Genomic DNA, 19,077 nt, shown 5'->3' on the forward strand with positions numbered 1-19,077 from the left:
CCAAAACTCAAAACTTACCTACCCAATTCCCGCCCGCTGAATCTCAAGCAAAATAAAGCAGGCAAAGGTGACGCCGCCGAGGCCACCGATCAGGAAGCCGGATGTAAACAGGCTCCAGTCTTTGTAGGTGGCGATGTTGCCCGGAAGTTCGCCTTTTGGTTTGGCGCGCCCCTGGAAGACGGCACCGCCGTAGAGGAAGAGACAGACACTGAGAATCACCACTAGGCCAGAGGCACCGCCGAAACCGGCAGGGAGAGCAACATCGGTGTTGCGCAGAGGGCCAAGCTTAAGGAACGGCCCTAGTAGCAGGTAGCCGTGGGCCATGCCGATTTCTAGACCTCGGGTGATGGGAGCGAGCCCTGGGCGGTAGATGGGTAGGTTTTTGACCCAGGTGAGGGTAAGGCCGCTGCTGTTGAGGGGGGTAGCTAGGTTGCCCTGTTGGGGGTCTTGGCGGAAGGGTTGAACGATGCCCTGGACTAGGGGGCCGTTGTTGAACTGGGTGTCACCGTAGAGGGCATCGGGGTTAAACCGCATTTGGCTGAAGTTGTACCCGGCGGCAATGGCCCGCGATCGCAGCCCATGCCAAAAGTGCCCCGCTAGTAGCAGACTGGCAAAAACAACGTGAAACAGCATCAGCCAGGTGCGGGCGGTGATCGCCCCGCCTACTGTCGTCGTAGCGACTGGGCCGTAAAATACCTCTGGGTAAACGGTGCCATTCACCCAGACAAAGTAAGCGGCAAAAAAGCCCATATAGGCTAGAGCCGCCTGACTGTAGGCCAGGTAGGCTTCCCCCGACCAGACAAACAGCCCTTTGGCCCAGGGGGTGGGCTCAGTGCGGATGTGCCAAATGCCGCCCAGGATAGCGATTGCCCCAATCCACAGGTGACCGCCCACCACATCTTCCAGATTATTCACCGCTGCCATCCCCTGGAAGCTCCAACCATTGGGGGTGATGCCCACCAAGTAGCCAAAAATAGTCAGGGGATTGAGGGTGGGCTGGGTAATTTGGCGCACATGAGACAGAGCTGGATCGTAGAGGCCGCCGAAGGTCGTTGCCTTCACCACCAGTAGCAGCGCCCCCACCCCCAGCAGCACCAGATGAATCCCCAAAATCGAGGTCATCTTGCGGCCATCCTGCCAGTCGTAGCCAAAGCCCTTGGGGTCGAGCTTATCTGGGCCAAGGACCGTATGGTACAAGCCCCCGGCTCCTAGCACAGCGGAGCTAATTAAATGCACCACCCCAATTACAAAATAGGGATAGGTGCTAGTAATTTCGCCCCCGGTCCCCACCCCAATGCCTAGATTGGCCAAGTGGGGCAGCAGGATTAGCCCCTGATCGTACATGGGCAGGGTGGGGTCGAATCGGGATAACTCGAACAGGGTCATGGCCCCGGCCCAAAGCACAATCAATCCGGCATGGGCGATGTGGGCTCCCAGCAGCTTGCCCGACAGGTTGGCAAAACGGAAGTTGCCTGCCCACCAGGAATAGGGGTTCAGCGAGTCTGCCACATAGTTGGTGGCCAGGGCCGTATCGGTGGAAAAGCCGAGGGGCTTGAGGGGATTTGCTTCAGTAACGGTCATGGCTAGCTCACCTGCCCTCGTGTTGACTGCACGACTCTACCTTCCTTGAAGCTGTAGCCCGCTGCCCGCAGGGCGTGGAATAGGTGTCCCTGTAAGAAGAAGAACCCTAGCCAGAAGTGGGCATTGGCCAACCACACCCGCGCCGTCAGGGCACCATCGATGCTGCGAAACACCGGGAACCGGTCAAACACCAACTGCAACGGTGGCCCATAGAACTCGGTGGGAAATACCAGGGTATTGACCGACACAAACAGCGTGGCCACGAAGGCCATCAGGCTCACTGCCCCGATACTGTAGGAGAGATAGGCTTCTCCCGACCAGACAAACAGCCGCTTTGCCCAGGGCCAAGGAATGGTGCGCATGTGCCAGATGCCCCCCAGCATGCACATTAGCCCCACCCAAATGTGACCACCGACAGCATCCTCTAGGGTGTCCACACTGGCCAGCCAAAACCGACCTTGGGTGCCAAACAAATAGCCAAAAATCGTCAGCGGATTCAGGGTGGGATTAGCAATCACCCGCACCTGCTGCACCGTTGGGTCGTACAGGCCGCCAAAGATCATGGCCTTCGTCACTAGCAAAAAGGTTCCCAGCCCCAGCAGCACCAGGTGAATGCCCAAAATCGTCGTCATCTTATCGGCATCGTCCCAGCGATAGCCAAAGAAGGAAAATTTACCCTCCAGCTTGGCGGGGCCTCGCAGGGCATGGAAAATACCGCCCGCCCCCAGAAAGGCCGAGCTAATCAGGTGCAGCGCCCCAATTACAAAGTAGGGGTAGGTATCGACAATCTGGCCCCCTTCACCCACCCCCCAGCCCAACCGGGCCAGGTTCGGCAGCACAATTAGCCCTTGCTCGTACATTGGGCGCGCCGGGTCAAACCCCGCTACTTCAAACAGGGTAATTGCTCCGGCCCAGAATACGATCAGCCCCCCATGGGCCACATGGGCACCGAGCAATCGCCCCGACAAATCCACCAGCCGAGCATTACCCGCCCGCCAGGGAATTTGAGATGTTGATTCCATCGTGATGGTCATAGATAGAGACTCCTTATTGAATTCAGTCTTTGAGTAGAGAGTGGATGGGTGGATGGATGGGTCGGCTGATTGTTCGGACTCACACCCTCACACCTGCCATCCCCGACTCCTTCGCCATCACGTCAAAGAAAGTGCCCCAGGCTATGCCTCGGACGGCGGCGCGGGCGCGGCAGGCGTGCCAGAGGTGGCCAAGTAGGGCCAAGAAACCGAGTCCGGCGTGGACGCTGGCCAGGGCAGCGCGGACAGAGGGAGTACCGTTGACGGGGCCGTAGAAGACACTGGGGTAGGCGATGTCGTTGACGGAGACAAAAACGGCGACGCTCAGACCGGCGATCGCTAGGGCTCCCAGGCTATAGCTGAGGTAGGCTTCGCCCGACCAGATCAGGCGCTGATCGGCCCAGACAAAGGGTTTGGACATAATGTGAAAGAAGCCGCCGCCCAGGCAGAGTAATGCGACCCAAAAGTGACCGCCCACCAGATCCTCCAGGTTGTCAACGCTGGCCATGCCCGCCGGGGTCCAGCCCTGGGGGCCAAAGCCAAACAGGTAACCGAAAATGCGGATCGGGTTGAGGTTAGGTTGTACCAGCCGCACTTGATCCACTAGGGGATCGTAGAGGCCACCAAAGTACGCTCCCTTCAGCACCAACAGCAGCGCCCCAATGCCCAGCAGCATTAGGTGAATGCCTAGGATGGTGGTCATCTTGCTGCCATCATTCCAGCGGTAGCCGAAGCCTTTCTCATCCAGCCGCTCTGGCCCCAGGACGGCGTGGTAGATGCCTCCGGCTCCCAACACGGCGGCGCTGATCAAATGCACCATGCCAATGGCGTAGTAGGGGTAGGTGTTAAGAATTTGGCCCCCTGCCCCGATCCCTAGGCCCAGGGTGGCCAGATGGGGCAGCAAGATCAGTCCTTGGTCGTACATGGGTAGCGCTGGGTCAAACTGGGACAGCTCAAACAGGGTCATGGCCCCGGCCCAAAAAACAATCAGCCCAGCGTGGGCCACATGGGCACCGAGCAGTCGCCCGGATAGGTGTTTGAAACGATCATTACCGGCTAGTAGGGGGGCACCGACCTGATCGGTGACGCGAAACGACCAGCCTAGAGATCGCAGCAAAGGCATCCAAAATAATCCTTGTGCCATCAATACATCCTCACATCCTCTCTGGGGCAATCATGGGTATTGTTATTGATACTAAAAGTCAACAGTAATGATTGAGACTTTGGCCCTAGACCAACCTTGTCCAACAGGACGGAAGTAGTTCATAAAGCAATCGCTGACGCGACAGAACAGGATGGATGATTCTAAGACGAAAGATTCACGACATGCCTTAAGGCATGGGCTTGGCCATAGACCCTGCTCCATCAACCCGAAGACTCACGCTTAACCGATCCAGCTCTATTGACTTACGATGTCAATAAGTATCTCACCATAGATCGGATTTATTCTCAATAAGTTGCCAATTAAGTTTTATTGCCTTTCAGTAGCGTGGGGGGTAGTATCCCCGATGTCAGGGATCTGGATAAAACAAAAAAATGGACAAATCCCTTGCGTCGATATTGGGTCGGTGGTGGGGTGTTATTCAATTACACGTCCCTCATATAGCAGCCATATCGCAGCTCATTGGGCGGGGCTACGCCTGACCCCGTCACCGACGACGATGAAGCCAGCCCAAGCAGAGGGAGTTGGATAGCGATCGCGGATTTGGATCATGGCGGTACGGAGGGCGTGGGCTGTGTCTGCGCCGGATTGCAGGGCGGTGTAGAAGGCCGTCATCAGGTCAGCGGTGGGCTGGTCGGGCACCTGCCAGAGGGAGACGACGAGGCGGGGAACTCCCGCTGCTAAGAGCGATCGCGAGAGGCCAATCACGCCATCCCCAGTTATCCGGCCCCGTCCCGTGTCACAGGCACTCAACACCACTAAGTCCGCCCGTAGGGATAGGGAGAGTAATTCCGCCGCTGTAAGTAGGCCATCATCCTGAGCTGACGGGGTAAGGGCAATGGCGCTGCTGAGTCCTTGGGTTTCATCCAGTAGCCCATGGGTGGCTAGGTGAATCAGCCGCGCCGATCGTAATTGGGCCTTCACTGCTGTTTCCGTAGCCTGGGCACCCAGTAGGGGTGACACCCCCAACAACTGACCGATGGCGATGGCCTCCGTCTCTGTACCCGGTAGGGGCGGCAGGGACTGGGGCGCGGCCCCAAAGCTGGGGGCCACACTAGGCATCTGGGGATTCCCCACAATTAGCGTGTTTTCGCTCCTGACAACGTTTTGGGAACCAGAATCCAGGCGGGTCGAGAGGTCCAATGCCTGGAGCGACGGCACCACAATTAGGGTGTGCTGGTCAATCAGGGTGTGCCCATCTGCTGTGGGTAAGGCGGCAAAGGGAACCAGAAAGAGCTCCGCTTGGGGCACGATGATGACAGGTTGTTCAGGATCTGACGGCAGCAGATCGGCAATGGGATCAATCAGCACTGTGGAGAGTCGGGCTAACCGTGAGGTGGAGAGGGCCGGATCTCCGGAGGAGGCATCCCTGATAGAGGCGGAGGCGACGGGCGTGGCGGCAATGCCGAGCCCCCGTGCGCCGATCGCAAGGCGGCTGATCCACACCAATTCCTGTAGGGAACCGGAGCCCGTGGGCAAGGTCTCTGCGAAGGGCACTTGGCGGGCAGTGATGCTGCCCTCGGGGGAAATAACCCAGATGGCAAGGCGGTTTGGCTGGCTCCCCTGGGCAGCGGGGGCTGACAGGAGGGAATATTCGACCAAGGTGGCTTGGCGATCGCGGGCCAGTGTCTTGAGCTGCTCTACGGTGGGAATCTGCATGGCAGCGACATCCGAAGACCCCAGGCGACGACTGAGCAAATCGACGAAGGCTCTGGCCCGTCCCCGTTCTGCTACCGCTAGTGCTGTTTCGGATTGCCCCTGGGCCAGTAGCAGGGTTTGCAGGTTTTCGTAGGGAAAGCGCTGGGTTTCAAACAGGGAAATTTTGTGGGCGTCGTTGCCGCCGAGCCGCCCTCGGGCTGATTCCAGACGGGTTAGACTTTGGTAGTAGGCTGCGATCGCGGCTTCAATATTTCCTGCCTTGAGATGCCCTGCCCCCAAATTATTCCAGGCGATCGCCTCGCCCTGGAGATTATCGCGATAGGTGGCGGACCGGAGGGCACGCTCATAGAGGTATTGGGACGCTTCTAAGTTGCCCTGTTGCTGATAAACCAGCCCCAGATTGTTGCGAATAGTGGCCAGCATCTGGGTTTCGTTGATCTGCTGGGCAATCGCGATCGCCTCTTCGTATAGGGCAATGGCACGATCTGTGTCTCCCAGGAAAAAATAAGCTCCGGCCAAATTGGCTAGAGCTTGCTCCTGCCACCGCAGTTGATTGCGATCGCGGGCCACCTGCAAAAACTGTTCCTGGTAGTCCCGCGCTTGGGCATAGTCTCCCAGGCTGTGATAGGCGATGCCCAGGCTAGAGAGGGCCTGCCCCAGCCCGCCCCCATCCTGGTGGCGACGAGCTAGGGTAAGACGCTGCTGATGATAATCAATGGCCTTGGTATAGTCCCCCAACCCTTGATAGACCGTGCCCAAATCCCCCAGAGCCTTGCCTTCCCCTGCGGTGTCCCTCAGTTCCTGGGCTAGGGTCAAGCGTTGCTGATGCAGCTCAAGGGCGCGGCTATAATAATCCGCACCGAGAAAAAGGTTTCCTAGATTCCCCAGAACCATTTCCGCCCAGCGGGGATCGCTGCCCTCGTAGTAATAGGCTCCATGCCAGGTATAGGCATAGAGCTGCTCTAGGTAGTCAACCGCATCCCGATAGAAAAAGGAGTGTTGCAGATACAGCAGGCTCAGATTCCCCAGCAGCAAAATCTCTAAAGTGCGATCGCGCAGATCCTGCGCGACCTCCAGCCCCTGTTTGTAATAGGCTTCGGCCTGGGTATAGAAATTGCCGCCCAAATGGTCTGCCAAGCCAAGCTTCAGGAGGGCTTCAGCTTCGGCCTCGCGATTCCCCATTTGCTGAGCCTGGTACAAATCCCCCTCACTGGGAATAAAAAAATTCTCATGTAGGGGCGTCAAAGCAAAATACTCCAGCCCCTGGGGCGTTCTCTGGAGCCCCTCCCACTCCAGCCGTTGGACAGGCTGATACACCACCAAGGGCGGAGGCACTGGCTCAGTTTGGGCTAGTCCTCGGGGATGAATGCTCCCTAACCCCAATACGATCAACGTACTTACACAAACCCAACCTAGCCAGCGCCAGCGGTGCATAGGAATTTCCTCAAATTGGAATGGAAGCCTTGGGCAAGAACCACTATGATTAATGCACCTTTGCCCCAATCCTTTTGACCTGACCTGGCGATGCGCATCAATCCAGCCGTTGCATTCACAACCATTCTCTTGGCCCTGATGGTGGGAGCCGGTATTGTTAGCTCCTCCTGGGGATATGCCCTGGGTCGTCAAGCCCTCATGGGAGTCCGTCAACCTGACTCCCGACCCGCCAATAGTGCCGCCGCCAACCGCCCTACCCCTGCTGCTGGAAATGCCACGGTTCTCCGGAGCGAACAAGATATTTTGAACGAAGTACAGGCCCGAATCTCGGGAGCGGCAGTGGAGGCTGAGCCAGCCGCTCAATGATCGTTGCCCAAATCGGTGATCTACCTTTGCTGATCGGACCGGAACTGACTGGAAAAGATATTGCGGTGCGGCTACTGGCGGTGTTGATGCTCATTAGCATCAATGCTTTTTTTGTGGCGGCAGAATTTTCCATCGTGTCGGTGCGGCGATCGCGCATCAATCAATTGGCGGAGGCCGGAGACATCCAGGCCCGCACCGTACAGCGATTCCAGCGCAGTCTAGATCGGCTCCTCTCCACGACCCAGATTGGCATTACCCTCTCCAGCCTTGCCCTGGGGTGGATTGGGGAAGACACCATTGCAGCGGCGCTGCTTTACACCCTGCCCCCCGTGTCTCCGCCAGATTCCCGGTTCCATGTCTTGGCCCATTCCCTGGCCATTCCCGTCGCCTTCCTCTCCATTGCCTACCTGCAAATTGTCTTGGGGGAGCTCTGCCCCAAGGCCGTTGCCATGCTCTATCCCGAGGCCCTGGCCCGTTTCCTGGGTCCCCCCAGCCTCACCATTGCTCGATTGTTTATGCCCTTTATCTGGGTGTTGAACCAGTCCACCCGCTGGCTATTGCAACTGGTGGGCATTCGCTACTCCGGCAACCAGAGCTGGTACAGCCGGGTCACACCGGAGGAGCTGCATCTGATTATTCGCACCTCCACCGAATCCCCTGGCCTAGAGGAGGAGGAGCGAGAATTGCTCAATAACGTCTTTGAGTTTCGGGATGTCACCGTTGGGGAGGTGATGGTACCCCGTACCCAGATTGCTGCGCTACCCAAGAACGCGACCCTGCAAGTGCTGCTCGACACCATGGTGGAAACGGGCTATGCCCAGTTTCCGGTGATTGGTGAGTCTCTGGATGATGTGGCGGGGCTACTGTCCCTAAAGGATTTAGTGGAGCCCTTGGCCCGCCAGCAGGTCACGCCCGAAAGTCTTGTTGAAAGTTGGATTCGCCCTGCGCGATTTGTGCCGGAATACACCCAACTCCATGAACTCCTGCAAATTATGCAGCGGTCAGGTAAATCCATGGTGATGGTGGTGGATGAGTTTGGTGGCACCGCCGGACTCGTCACCCTGACGGATGTGACTGCTGAAATTATGGGGGATGGCTACGAGCCCGAAGAGGAGCCCGATGTGCTGGTACGGATAGTAGATGACCAGACCTATCAGGTCCAAGCCCAGATTCACATTGAAGAGGTCAACGAATTCCTCAATGTGGATCTGCCGCTGGAGGAAGACTATCAGACCCTAGCTGGATTTCTGATCCATCAACTCCAGAAAATTCCCACGGAGGGGGATACTACCGTCTATGGAGGGCTGGAATGGACTGTCGTGGCCATGGATGGTCCTCGCATTTTAGAGGTCCGGGCCAAGCGGATGATCACTGCTTCAGCCTTTCCTGAGGACGTATTGTAGGGGCAGTCTGTCATCCTATCGGCTCCGAAGTGGGGCGATGACGCCAGTACAAGGCTGCTGCTGCTCCGATAATGGCGATCGCAGATAGAACGTGTACTGGATTAAAGGGAGTACCGGGGAAAAACCAGGAATCGGTGCGGAGAAACTCGATAAAAAACCGCCCCAAGGGATACCAAATCAGGTACATCAGGGCAATGTCCCCCTCTTTTAAATCCTTAGCAAATCGGCGTGACAGCCAAAAAATTAGCCCAAATCCCACCAAATTCCACACCGACTCGTAGAGAAATAGAGGCTGGAACCGGGTTTCAAGGGGATAGGTGCCCAAATCGTTGTAAGGGGCGATGCGATGCTGAGGATCGATCCGTAGTCCCCAAGGCAGGGTGGTGGGGGGACCATAGAGTTCCTGATTAATGAAATTACCCCAACGACCAATGGCCTGGGCTAGGGGTAAACCGAGTGCGATCGCATCCAGATAGCGCCGGACCTCTAGATTGCGAATGCGGCTAAACAACCACAGGGCAATGCCGCCAAAGATAAACCCACCGAAAATGTGAATGCCTCCGCCCCACACTTGTAGAATGGTGCCGGGATTACTTAGGTAGTAGCCCAGCCCTTCCGGTCCTCGGGGAGACTGGATAAATACGTAGTACAGCCGCGCCCCAATGAAGCCGGGAATCAGAATCCAGAACAGCATATCCCAGAGGGTATCTGGATCCTCCCCTTTGCGCTCCACCTCCCGCACCGCCACCTGGGCGGCAGCCAGAATTGCCGCCAGCATTAGCAGCCCGTACCACCGTAGGGCAAAGGGGCCGATTTCAAAAATAATCGGATCGACGGGGGGATACATAAAGCCACAATGAAGAACAGGGTCAGGAGAGCGTTAGGGGAACACAACCTAAGCCCAATAGTGCCCATGCCCAAGGCGGGATAGTCCCCGTTAAAGTTGGGCCTAGGCGGGGACCATTAAGCGGGGACTTGGGCGGGCAGCAGGGTCAGCACCTCCACCCCCTCGGTAGTCACCACAATGGTGTGCTCAAACTGAGCCGATAACTTGCGATCGGCGGTTAGAGCAGTCCAGCCATCTGCCAAAATCTCTACCTCATGGGTGCCCACGTTGATCATGGGCTCAATGGTGAAAACCATCCCCTTGCGAAATTTCTTACCCTTGCCAGCGGTGCCGTAGTGGGGAATCTGGGGGGCAGTGTGGAAAATGCGATGGACCCCATGGCCGACAAAATCCTGCACGACGGAAAAGCCTTCCGCCTCGGCATAGGCTTGAATCGCTGCGCCAATATCTCCCACCCGTCCTCCGGGCTTGACGGCGCGAATACCGCGCCACAAACATTCCTCCGTTACCTCCACCAGTTTGCGGGCCAAGGGCGACGGTTCCCCCACAAAGAAGGTGCGGGAGGTGTCGCCGTGGTAGCCCTCTAGGATGGGGGTGACATCGATATTGATAATGTCACCGTTACGGAGAATTTGGTCTGGACTGGGGATGCCGTGGCACACCACTTCATTGACGCTGGTGCAAATGGAGCGGGGAAAATCAATGACGGTGCCCTTGTAGCCTAGGGGGGCGCTGATGGCTCCGTGGTCTTGGGTCCATGCCTCCGCTGCATCATTGAGTTCCTGGGTGCTGATACCCGGTTTCACCATCGGCTCTAGATAGTCTAGAAGACGGGCGGCCAATTGCCCCGCCTGACGCATTTTTTCAATTTCCCGCCGCGATAGCAGCGTAATGACATCTTGCTGTTCCACGGTACCCGATGATCTCGTTGCGACACGGTATATAGCGGTTACCAGCCCAGTTAGAACAGGACTGTAAACCAATTTGCTGTGGCACTCAGCATCTGAGAGGTGCCTGGTGTCCTCAGCAAATAAGCAAAGCTATATTTACTTTATCTACTGTAGCTTTCAGACCTACCTCTGAAACGGAGAAATCCCTTGACAGGGGGATCGAATTAGCTAGGATTCGAGAGAAAGGGTAGAGAGGCAAGAACCATGCGGCTGTGGCTGCTGTGCTGTGGGGTGATATTTGCAGGGGCGCAGGGGTACGACTGGCTTAGCCACCAGGGCTGGTTTACCCATCCCGATCTGGGGTTACCCTGGCTGGTGTTGGGGGGGCTGGGTCTCGCGATCGCGTCTAATTACCGCCAAGCCAAGGCCCAGATGCAGCCGATTTCGGCGGATCCTCAGATGTTGGTAGATCGGGCGGGGAAGCGGGAGAATCTAACCGCATCTTCTCTCCAGTCTTCCAGTTCCCCAAATTCAGAGGGTGTCTGAAAAGCTGGAATGTAGGTATGAATTAGCACGTTAGTCGCCTTAACATGACTCGAATATTGGCCACATAAATCCATGCCTCAGCGGTCTCTGGTAGGCGCTCATAGTCTTTACTCAAGCGGCGGCAAAAAGTAAACCAGCCAAATGTGCGCTCCACCACCCACCGCTTGGGTAACAGCACAAATCCCTGCGCACAGTCGGGGCGCTTGATCACCTCAATCACCCATCGAAAGCGGTCCATGATCTCTTTCATGAAATCGTTACCGCTATATCCCCCATCAACCCAAATGACACACAGGCGAGTGAACCACTGACTAACCTGATGCATTTTTTCTAGCACCTTTCGTGCGCCATCCCGCTCAGGGAGACTCGCTGCGGTAACCACAACCATCAGCACTAAACCCATTGTGTCGACCACCACGTTTCGCTTCCGACCTTTGACCTTTTTGTTTGCATCGAAGCCGACCGACTCCGAAATGTAGACATCGCTGTTCACCGACTGACTATCCATCACCGCTGCACTGGGAGACGCTTCGCGCCCCTCCGTTAACCGCACCAACTCCCGCAATCGGTGATTGATGTGTTCCCACACCCCATCATTGCGCCATTGGCGAAAATAATGGTAGACCGTTTTGGCCTTCGGGAAATCATGGGGTAAGCACCGCCACTTGGTGCTATTGTCCAGAACGTACAGAATCGCATTGACCACTTCTCGCATATCCGTGCTCCGAGGTCGTCCACCAGGCTTCGCCGGAGGAATCAAGAGAGAGAGAATATCCCATTGTTCATCAGTCAAATCGGTGGGGTAGGATAATCGCATTGCCCTCAAAAACCCTATCAAGTGTACTTACTGACTGATAGAGTAGCGTTTTTGAGGGCCTTTCTACTTCTCAGACACCCTCTCAGCCCCAGCACCCTCCCGTTACCCGCCACCTTCTCCCACCCCTACCCCCGTTGCGACCTCCTCCTCCAGGGGTTCTATCTCCTTTGAGATTCCGAACCGACAATATTCCCGCCGAACCCCCGTCGGAGGCAAAGGGGATTGTTAAGGCGATCTCCGGAACAGAAAATCCCAGCTTGACCTTATCAATTGCAGGCTTTGTGGGGTGGGCAGTACTAGTTAAGTAGGTTGGCCTAAGAATTTCGTTAGAATTTCGTTTTATGTTACGGAACATGAAATCTGGGCTGCTTGGTATCCAGCGCTTCTGGCTCTGATTCACCTCGGATTAACGAGGTCAACCTACTTATCTTGCAACGCAGACACCATCCCGTCCCGAATCATCACAAAAATCTCTATGTCAACGGATTTTTGTTTTGGGCTGCTGAATTTACAACTTTTTCAATTCTCTTCAACCTTGTCTCTGAACGTTTTGAACTATCAATCCAAAAGAGAACGTTTTTCTTTAATGAATTACTGAATGCCTCAAAGTTCTGGCTAGCTGTTTCATTTTTTTCTAAGGCTTGCTTCAAATCTGCTGGAATGATGAGTGCCTCAATCGCATCTAACGCAGTCCAAGAGCCATCTTGTTTAGCCGTGTTAATCTTTTCAAGACCTGCTCCAGTCATTAAACCTTGTTCAATGAGTTCTTCAATATATTGCTTATTTAATTTTGACCATACACTTTTCAATTTTCGGGGTGTAAAGATCTGCCGATAACGCTGTTCGTCTAATGATTGAACCTTGCTGTCAATCCAACCAAAGCATAAAGCTTCTTTGACTGCTTCACTATATTTAATACTTGGCTGACTACTGTTAACTTTGTAATAAATTAACCATATACCAAGCGTAGTACGATGATGTTTTTCTAGCCATTCCCTCCATTCTTTGCGATTGTTAGCATAAATTGCTTCTAACTGATCATCAAATTTTGGCATTGGAGTCAGATGGATTATTTTTTGAATGGGACACTCTATAGCGGTTCTCACTCAGGTTAAGTACAGGCAAGGGGCTTAAGCCCCTTGTTCGCCGAAGTGTCGTTAAGTTGAGGTGTACCTCATACATTAGGGAACCGCTATACAGCATTTGCAAAAGGCATGGGAGACATCTGCTAATCACTCTTGTGGCTCAGTAGCCAATAGGTCTGAATGTGCCCTTTGCCCTTGATCTCGATGGGGCCTCGGGGTTCAAAGTTGTAGCGTTGTTCTAGGCGTTGATAAACTGCCTCCGTTACTTGAATTCGATCGCTTTCTCCCTGGGATTCCATACGGTTGGCCACATTGACCGTGTCTCCCCAGAGGTCATAGGTAAACTTGCGGGTGCCAATTACCCCAGCAATGACGGGGCCGGTATGAATGCCCACTCGCAGTCGAATGGGCTGGCCATCAATTTGGAAGGGGTCCATGGCCTCTCGCATGGCTAAGGCCATATCCGCGATCGCGGATATGGCATCGATTTGAGGCTTGGGCAATCCCCCCGCCACCATGTAGGCATCCCCAATAGTTTTGATTTTCTCTAGACGATAGTAATCTGCCAGTTGATCGAAGGTCGAGAAAATGTCATTGAGCAGGGCAACCATGGACTTAGGATCGATGCGGCTGGAGAGACTGGTGAAGCTAACAATATCAGCAAAAAGAACTGTCACATTGTCGTAGTAGTCAGCAATGTTTTTTTGGCCTCGCTTCAGGCGCTGGGCGATGAGTTGGGGCAACACATTCAGCAGTAGGCGCTCAGAGGTCTGGCGCTCCTGGCGTAGGGCTGCCTCGGTTTGCTTGCGTTGGGTAATATTCCAGACGCTGCCTTCGTAGTAGAGGAGTTTGCCCTGGGGATCGCGGACAGGGCGAATGCTCTCGGAGATCCATATCGTGGACCCATTTTTGCGGTACACCTCAGATTCAAAATCCGAAAGAGTGTCATAGCGCTTTAGATAGGCCATCAACTCATGCCAGCGATGGGACTCAACATAGAGTTGCCGACGGGCGTCAGTGAGGTTTTCCTTTAAATCTGCGGTGGAGTCATATCCCAGTATCCTCACCAAAGCGGGATTGACCTGGAGATAGCGACCCTCGGCGGTAATTTGAAAGATACCCTGGGCTGCATGTTCAAAAATGCCGCGATATTTGGCCTCAGCTTGCGCTAGGTCACGGGTGCGCTGTTCCACGCGCAGTTCTAGCTCTTGGGCCTGCTGCCGCAGTTTATCCTCAGAGTCTTGCAAGAGGAGTTCGGCCTGTTTGCGATCGCTGATGTCGTAGAGGGTGGTTAACAGGATCTGTTGTCCATTCAAAACCAAAGGATGGATGGAAGCTGAGACCCAAAGGTTACATCCCTGATGATTACGAAGTTGCACTTCGTAGTCCCGCACGTAGCCCGAAGTCTGGAGACGTTGCTGTAATTGTTCGTCATCTTTTGGGTCGGGCAAAAACTCGCCAAGGCGGCGACCCACGAGACTCTCTTCCTCTGGCATGAGGCGCTGTATCGAAATGGAGTTGGCATAGGTGATGATGCCATCGGGAGCTTGGGACAGGATCATCAAAATCGGGGTAGATTCTGCGATCGCACGAAACAGCGCCTCACTCTGGCGCATGGTTTCCACGGCCTGCGTGTAGAGCTGATATTCCACGGTGTCACCATGCTGAGCAGTAGCCTCCAGCATGATTTCCAGATCCGCCTTGTCCTGGGAAACCTTCTCAAAGATCTCTTGCAGTACGGCTTGAACCTGTTTCCGCTCCGCCACCTCTGCTTGTAACTGTTGGTTGGTCTGGTAAAGTTGCGCCTCAATCAAATCGCCGTGCTCAGTAGTAGTCAGCAGTGCAATCTGAAGATCCTCATTCTCTTGCCGTAGGCGCGCCAATTCTTGCTGAAGTTCAGCCGTCTGATCTCGCGCTGACTCCGATCCTTGCCCTGGTAATGCTTGGTCCTGCCCTGCTGCTGTCATCACCCCATTTAACCTAGACCTTGGCCCCGTATGTCACAACTTCTCAGCGTCACGGATGCACCTGCTTGTAAAATTCCAGTATTCCCTGAGGATTCCCATCTCTTCAGTATTGCTGCTGAATTCACAGCCCACTCTCCACCTAGGATATGCATTTTTACGGGCATACCCAGAACCTTTCCTGACAAAACTCAGGAGACAGCCCGGTTTCTGGATTGCCCGTACGGTTCGTTATCGTAAAGACAGGCTTTACATCCAAGCCCTGTCCCTATCTCCCCCAGTTCTGACCCTCAACCCTAAAATGTCTTCGGAGAGTCCTATGACGGTTCCGCCTATATCCTCTGAGTCCACTGATGCGATCAACCGGGCTGTACCGGAGGCTAACACTTCCCCCTCCCTAGGCCAACGCTGGCGTAATTTGCTGATTGTCTTAGTGGCGGTGACCCTGTCGGTCTTGGTAGTCCTAGGTATCCGTACCGAAACTCCGGCAGCTTCTCTAGAGGCCCTTGCCCTGGATTCGGTGCCCTTGGAATCGGCCCTAATAAATGGCAAACCCTCCTTGGTGGAGTTCTACGCCAATTGGTGTACCTCCTGTCAAGCCATGGCGGGGGAGATGGCAAATCTGCGAGAGGGATACCGCGATCGCGTCAACTTTGTCATGCTCAACATCGACAACAGTAAGTGGCTTCCGGAGATGTTGTCCTACCGGGTAGACGGCATTCCCCACTTTGTCTATTTGGATGATCGAGGAGAGACCGTGTCCATGGCCATTGGGGAGCAGCCCCAGACAATTCTCTCCAGCAATCTTGATGCCCTCCTCAGCGGCGAGTCCTTGCCCTACGAGCAGCACACGGGCCGCACCTCAGAGCTGGAAACCCCACCCTCCATCCGCAGCGACAATCCCCGCAGCCACGGCGCACAGGCATCCAGTTAGCCCCACACCAGCCCAACACGGTTCACACCTGTCACCCCCTACATTGGGCGCGGTTTCCGCGCCCCTACCCCTAAGCCCTATGCCAAAGACAGGCTCCTCGCCAACGGGCAGGCTAATTTCCAGGGAGTGGCTTCGCCAACGCCTTTCTTGAATGCCGTTAGGCTATACACCGGGCGACAAGGGCAACCTGCCCCTACGGGGCACTGGACTGTTGACGGGTGGCCAGCCTCTAGAAGCCCCACCAGACATGCGTTTCAGCCTGTTTGCGGCAAATCAGCTAGAGCCCTTGCAAGATCAGCCTTTCAGGTATTCATCACCTCTTTAGAGACCAGTGCCCTTCTTTACCCTATGACACAGCCGTTTATCAAACTAGATCAGTTCTTAAAGTGGCAACAGCTTGCCCAGACGGGGGGAGAGGCCAAGATGCTGATTCAATCGGGTTCGGTTTGGGTGAATGGGGAGCCGGAAACCCGTCGCGGTCGCAAGTTGGTTCAGGGGGACAGGGTGCAGGTGGGGGAGGTCACTTACCCGGTTGAACTGGAACTCTAATGGTGTTTTGGGCGAGCCTCCACAGGTATAAAAGGGGAAGGGGTGATGGTATGTGATGAATTCTGGTAATGACCGGGGAAAGACCTAGTCGATCTTGATGGTAGCTAAATCGTCCGATAATTTTTCAGTAAAGACACTCATCTGATTGTGGGCATCTGGGTCTATTTTGATACTGTCATTGGTAAGGGATGCTTGCCACCTTGACTCGGTATCAAACGTTTGGGACACGGCTTATGACTTCACACTCGACTCGATTCGCTATGGCAACGGGTACCGCGATCGCGACCCTGATGACCCTTGCTGGTAGCGCCAATGCCTTTAGCTTCACCACCAACTTCACTGGCAATAATGCCAAAGAGGATATCTGGCTCAATTCCGTCACCATTGGCGATCAGGTCATTAGCAACTTTGCAGTGGTGAATAGCGCCAATATTATCTACAACGCCCCCTACACGGGCGGTAACACTGGGGCTGCTAGTGCTGATCGAGGGGATAATGCCAGCGGCATTAACGTTGAAGACCCCACCAATGGCCATGTGGTGCAGGCACTGGGCAACCTGAACTTAAATAACATCCTTGATGGCGAGGACAACGGCAAATTCATCATCGACGTAACCTTCAATGGTCTGGTGGATAATCTGCTGTTTTGGGAGCGGGGGCAGAACAGCAGGCTGGGTGTGCAAGCTCTGGATGCCTTTGGCAACTTGGTTGGCAACTTCCTACTGTTGGATTCCAAAACCTGGGATTATGCTGGCTTCAAAATTGACACCACGGAAATTGGCGGTGCCCAGAACGTCGGCTCTCTGGGGGTTTCCCTGGCGGATCTGGGGGTTTCAGGTCCGATTCAAAGCATTCGTCTGACCAGCGAAACCAGCTACAACGGTCCTGACTTCAAGGTGGTGGGTACGGCTGCCACTGCCGCTGCGGTTCCAGAACCCACTACAGTCTTGGGTCTGGGGCTAGTGGCAGGGTTGGGCTTTGTGAGCCGTCGTCGTCGCGATCGCGCTTAACTGCGATCGCAATATGAACTAGTGCATCCCCTTGATGGGCTAAGGGATTTTGGTTATGGCCAATCACCCAGCCCTCTAGGGGACTTCGCACCTCCACCGCCTTATCACCAAAGGCATCAGCAATCACTCCTAGGGTCTGTCGCCGCGCAATCCACTGTCCTAGACCCACTCGGCAGTGCCAAAAGCCCCCCCGCGAGGCCCTCACCCAACGGGTATCGTGGGCCTCTGAAGACAGCGGTACAGAGGTGGGGGCGGCAACACTATACATGCCCAAAAAATCCAAGACGCGGCGGATGCCCTCTACGCCTACCGCGATCGCCTCTTCACTAAAACGCAGCGCCTCTCCCCCTTCGTAGAGCAGGGTAGGGATGTGGCGGTGGGCGGCGGCTTGGCGCAGGGATCCGTCCCGCATTCCAGTATGGATAACGATAGGAGCCCCAAAGGACTTGGCAAAGCGGTAAGTCTCCGGATCCCTTAGGTTGGCGCGAATCTGGGGCAGATTGGTACGGTGAATTGCCCCCGTGTGGAGGTCAATGCCGTGGGTGCAGTGGGTCACAACCTCCCGCATAAAGATAGAGGCGAGACGCGCCCCGAGGCTCCCTCGGGGGGAACCGGGAAAGGAGCGATTCAGATCCCGACGGTCGGGGAGATAGCGAGACTGCTCTAGAAGACCAAAAATATTGACAACAGGTACGGCAATGACGGTGCCGCAGAGGTGGCTGGGCTTGAGGAGACGCATCACCCGGCGGATGATTTCGATACCATTTAGCTCGTCCCCATGGATGGCGGCGCTGAGCCAGAGGCAGGGGCCATCGCGGTGACCGTGGATCACGGTGACGGGTAGAGATAGGTCGGTCCCTGTGGGCAGGCGTGTGACCGGAATTTCAATCTTGACCCGCTTGCCAGGGGTAATGGTGACGCCCCCGAGGGTAAGAGTACGTTCCGGTGGGACAGCGGCAGAATGGGGCCGTTTGGGCGGATTTGACGGATTCAGTGGGATAGGCGGAGTCGGCGGAGTCGGCGGAGTCGCAAACCTAGAGTCTTGATCCAACAGCGTTACAGGTCCTGGACACAGAGCTTCCGCCTACGGTAGCAGATTCCTACCCCAGTACTGGGGGCGAATAGAACCACGCCCACCCATTTGGTAGACTCCTACTGGGTACATGAATTTGTTTTCCACGAAGACTTTCCTAGGTGACATGGCTATCCGTTTTCACAGAACTCAGCGTCAGTGGTTAATAGGAGTCATACTTATTAGCCTAGTCATACCCATACTGCTAGCAACTTTGCTTGCCGTTGTTGGCAACATAGCGGGTTGTCAAATGGTAGGCGAAACGGCGACAGTATGTCGGGTTGCAGGGATTAATATCGGCCACAGCATCAGCCTTTTGGTGGGCTGGACTTTTACGTTTACAAGCCTGATCATATTTGGGATTCCACTGCTGGGCATGGCAGTTTTGGTCGGTCTGTTGGTCTTAATCTACAAAAGCTTTCGCGGCTGGTATCGTGTCTTAATTGGGTTTTTCAGTGTTTGGCATCTGGGATTTTGCCCGCCCATTACTGGGATCCTGTTTGTTGCATACTTTGCGAGTCGAGCCCAATGCGCTCTCAACGAAGGGGGTGTGGGTGCTTGTTACCTGTTTGGACTTGATGTAGGGGACTCTTTTCACTTAGCAGCCATTGTGCCCTGGTTGATGATTATCCTTCTGCCGATGTGTGCTCTTGCCTCTTTGGTCTATGTTGCTGTTGCTCTGGGAACGTTCAATCAAGAGTGAAGAGGTGCAGAGGGGTATCAAAAA

The 19,077-nt window shown here is 55.1% G+C and carries 17 protein-coding genes; 7 read left to right on the plus strand and 10 right to left on the minus strand.

Features of this window, described 5'->3' with window-relative positions; genetic code table 11:
* Window positions 1-18: 18 nt before the first annotated feature.
* The 4 genes from LEP6406_RS0207035 to LEP6406_RS26925 all read right to left on the minus strand — a co-directional run bounded on the left by LEP6406_RS0207035 (window position 19) and on the right by LEP6406_RS26925 (window position 6,867).
* The gene (locus LEP6406_RS0207035) at window positions 19-1,581 is read right to left on the minus strand and encodes a chlorophyll a/b binding light-harvesting protein (protein WP_008308965.1); all 1,563 of its coding nucleotides are present in this window, start codon (window positions 1,579-1,581) and stop codon (window positions 19-21) included.
* Between the two features lie 2 nt (window positions 1,582-1,583).
* A complete protein-coding gene (locus LEP6406_RS0207040) occupies window positions 1,584-2,615 on the minus strand; it encodes a chlorophyll a/b binding light-harvesting protein (protein ID WP_008308966.1) in 1,032 nt (343 codons plus the stop codon).
* A gap of 79 nt (window positions 2,616-2,694) precedes the next feature.
* Complete coding sequence (locus tag LEP6406_RS0207045) at window positions 2,695-3,756, minus strand: chlorophyll a/b binding light-harvesting protein (RefSeq protein ID WP_008308967.1); 1,062 nt, start codon at window positions 3,754-3,756, stop codon at window positions 2,695-2,697.
* A 477-nt stretch (window positions 3,757-4,233) separates the two neighbouring features.
* Window positions 4,234-6,867 (minus strand): CHAT domain-containing protein, encoded by a 2,634-nt coding sequence (locus LEP6406_RS26925; RefSeq protein ID WP_008308970.1) that lies wholly within the window; start codon window positions 6,865-6,867, stop codon window positions 4,234-4,236.
* Between the two features lie 90 nt (window positions 6,868-6,957).
* On the opposite strand from LEP6406_RS26925, the gene LEP6406_RS0207055 reads away from it, so the two are divergent.
* Together LEP6406_RS0207055 and LEP6406_RS0207060 are read left to right on the plus strand one after the other, a co-directional pair.
* Window positions 6,958-7,233, plus strand: a complete 276-nt coding sequence (locus LEP6406_RS0207055; protein ID WP_008308972.1) for a hypothetical protein — start codon at window positions 6,958-6,960, stop codon at window positions 7,231-7,233.
* A complete protein-coding gene (locus tag LEP6406_RS0207060; RefSeq protein ID WP_008308974.1) occupies window positions 7,230-8,636 on the plus strand; it encodes a hemolysin family protein in 1,407 nt (468 codons plus the stop codon). The genes LEP6406_RS0207055 and LEP6406_RS0207060 overlap by 4 nt, the downstream gene beginning before the upstream one ends.
* A 10-nt stretch (window positions 8,637-8,646) precedes the next feature.
* Here LEP6406_RS0207060 and lgt read toward each other — a convergent pair whose 3' ends face one another.
* Both lgt and map read right to left on the minus strand, forming a co-directional pair.
* Window positions 8,647-9,483, minus strand: a complete 837-nt coding sequence (gene lgt / locus LEP6406_RS0207065; protein ID WP_008308980.1) for a prolipoprotein diacylglyceryl transferase — start codon at window positions 9,481-9,483, stop codon at window positions 8,647-8,649.
* Window positions 9,484-9,599: 116 nt separating this feature from the next.
* Window positions 9,600-10,394 (minus strand): type I methionyl aminopeptidase, encoded by a 795-nt coding sequence (map, locus tag LEP6406_RS0207070; RefSeq protein ID WP_008308982.1) that lies wholly within the window; start codon window positions 10,392-10,394, stop codon window positions 9,600-9,602.
* Between the two features lie 243 nt (window positions 10,395-10,637).
* On the opposite strand from map, the gene LEP6406_RS26930 reads away from it, so the two are divergent.
* Window positions 10,638-10,919: a hypothetical protein gene (locus LEP6406_RS26930; protein WP_008308984.1), complete on the plus strand. Its 282-nt coding sequence runs from the start codon at window positions 10,638-10,640 to the stop codon at window positions 10,917-10,919.
* A 22-nt stretch (window positions 10,920-10,941) separates the two neighbouring features.
* Here the strand turns inward: LEP6406_RS26930 and LEP6406_RS0207080 are convergent, their stop codons facing one another.
* The 3 genes from LEP6406_RS0207080 to LEP6406_RS30050 form a co-directional block, all read right to left on the minus strand.
* Window positions 10,942-11,736 carry an IS5 family transposase gene (locus LEP6406_RS0207080; protein WP_027268711.1) on the minus strand — a complete coding sequence of 265 codons (795 nt, stop codon included), beginning with the start codon at window positions 11,734-11,736 and terminating at the stop codon, window positions 10,942-10,944.
* Window positions 11,737-12,209: 473 nt separating this feature from the next.
* Window positions 12,210-12,791, minus strand: coding sequence for a YdeI/OmpD-associated family protein (locus LEP6406_RS0207085; protein WP_008314951.1), 582 nt, complete (start codon window positions 12,789-12,791; stop codon window positions 12,210-12,212).
* Window positions 12,792-12,964: 173 nt separating this feature from the next.
* Entirely contained in the window at window positions 12,965-14,788 is a 1,824-nt protein-coding gene (locus tag LEP6406_RS30050) for an adenylate/guanylate cyclase domain-containing protein (protein WP_008314950.1), read from the minus strand.
* Between the two features lie 316 nt (window positions 14,789-15,104).
* Here LEP6406_RS30050 and LEP6406_RS0207095 point away from each other — a divergent pair, with 316 nt between their 5' ends.
* The 3 genes from LEP6406_RS0207095 to LEP6406_RS0207105 all read left to right on the plus strand — a co-directional run bounded on the left by LEP6406_RS0207095 (window position 15,105) and on the right by LEP6406_RS0207105 (window position 17,278).
* Window positions 15,105-15,719 carry a thioredoxin family protein gene (locus LEP6406_RS0207095; protein ID WP_036028220.1) on the plus strand — a complete coding sequence of 205 codons (615 nt, stop codon included), beginning with the start codon at window positions 15,105-15,107 and terminating at the stop codon, window positions 15,717-15,719.
* Window positions 15,720-16,067: 348 nt separating this feature from the next.
* A complete protein-coding gene (locus LEP6406_RS0207100) occupies window positions 16,068-16,268 on the plus strand; it encodes an RNA-binding S4 domain-containing protein (protein WP_008314946.1) in 201 nt (66 codons plus the stop codon).
* Window positions 16,269-16,501: 233 nt separating this feature from the next.
* The gene (locus LEP6406_RS0207105; RefSeq protein WP_051463633.1) at window positions 16,502-17,278 is read left to right on the plus strand and encodes an exosortase-dependent surface protein XDP2; all 777 of its coding nucleotides are present in this window, start codon (window positions 16,502-16,504) and stop codon (window positions 17,276-17,278) included.
* On the opposite strand, the gene LEP6406_RS26940 is transcribed toward LEP6406_RS0207105, so the two are convergent.
* The gene (locus LEP6406_RS26940) at window positions 17,208-18,329 is read right to left on the minus strand and encodes a succinylglutamate desuccinylase/aspartoacylase family protein (protein ID WP_008314942.1); all 1,122 of its coding nucleotides are present in this window, start codon (window positions 18,327-18,329) and stop codon (window positions 17,208-17,210) included. The two genes, LEP6406_RS0207105 and LEP6406_RS26940, sit on opposite strands and share 71 nt — an antisense overlap.
* Before the next feature lie 271 nt (window positions 18,330-18,600).
* On the opposite strand from LEP6406_RS26940, the gene LEP6406_RS0207115 reads away from it, so the two are divergent.
* Window positions 18,601-19,053 (plus strand): hypothetical protein, encoded by a 453-nt coding sequence (locus LEP6406_RS0207115; RefSeq protein WP_155834648.1) that lies wholly within the window; start codon window positions 18,601-18,603, stop codon window positions 19,051-19,053.
* Window positions 19,054-19,077: the final 24 nt, after the last annotated feature.

It is taken from the genome of Leptolyngbya sp. PCC 6406 (genome assembly GCF_000332095.2).
In the GTDB taxonomy this organism is placed as follows: Bacteria; Cyanobacteriota; Cyanobacteriia; order Phormidesmidales; family Phormidesmidaceae; genus PCC-6406.